A 1,075-nucleotide genomic window follows, 5' to 3' on the forward strand; every position below is an offset into this window, starting at 1 on the left:
TACTCCCCACAACTGACCTCAATAAACACATTAACGATAGAGCCGCGTAGTTTAACCGAGTTGCAAGCCGAGTAAAAAAGCTATCTTTATTTCATTTACAAGGGTTTAAATTCAGGGCTTCGCTCCCATCTAAACGCTCGTAAAATAAAATACGGACAACGCGAATGTTATCTATCACGCAAACCATTGCGAACGAACTCTCTGTTCGCACAGAACAAGTTGACGCGACGATTCGCCTCATTAAAGACGGCGCAACGATTCCTTTCATTGCCCGCTATCGAAAAGAACAAACTGGCGCGTTAGATGATACGCAACTTCGTAAGCTCGATGAACGACTAACTTATTTAACTGAGTTAAATGAACGAAGAGAAGTCATCCTTAATAGCATTTCGGAACAAGACAAACTCACGCCTGAGCTCGAAAAGAAAATCCAGTCCGCTCAAAGTAAGCAGACCCTAGAGGATTTGTATTTACCCTACAAACCCAAGCGACGAACCAAGGGCCAAATAGCCATTGAAGCGGGCCTAGAACCCTTAGCAGATAGGCTGTTCTCTACCCCAGAAATATCTCCAGAGCATGAAGCCGAAAAATACATCAACGAAACGTTGGGATGTACTAATGTAAAAGCTGTATTGGATGGCGCTAAATATATTTTGATCGAGCGTTTTTGCGAGGACGCAGATTTACTAAATAAGCTGCGTAATGAAATGTGGCAATACTGGCAATTAGAAAGCTCTGTTGCTGATGAAAAGCATCAAGATGCACAGAAGTTTCGCGATTATTTTGAATACAATGAATCCATCAAAAAGATCCCATCACATAGAGCGCTTGCTTTATTTAGAGGTCGAAAAGACGGCATCCTATCTTTGAAACTTGAGCATCAAGATGCGGACAAGACGAGTCGAATTTCAGTTTCACCTTGTGAAATCATGATCGCCGAGCATTTTGCTATCAAAGACCAAGGCCGCGCATCGGACGCTTGGTTGAGAGAAGTCGTTCGCTGGGCTTGGCGAGTTAAGCTCAGCATGAGCATCGAGACAGAGCTACTCTCTCAACTACGTGAAACAGCTGAAAG

1 protein-coding gene is annotated in these 1,075 nt (G+C 43.4%); it reads left to right on the forward strand.

Annotated features, from left to right (window positions below):
- Nucleotides 1–164: 164 nt before the first annotated feature.
- Nucleotides 165–1,075: Tex-like N-terminal domain-containing protein (locus A3762_RS25540; protein ID WP_304439338.1), on the forward strand; the 911-nt coding region annotated here is incomplete at its 3' end.

The sequence above is a fragment of the Oleiphilus sp. HI0125 genome, from assembly GCF_001635355.1.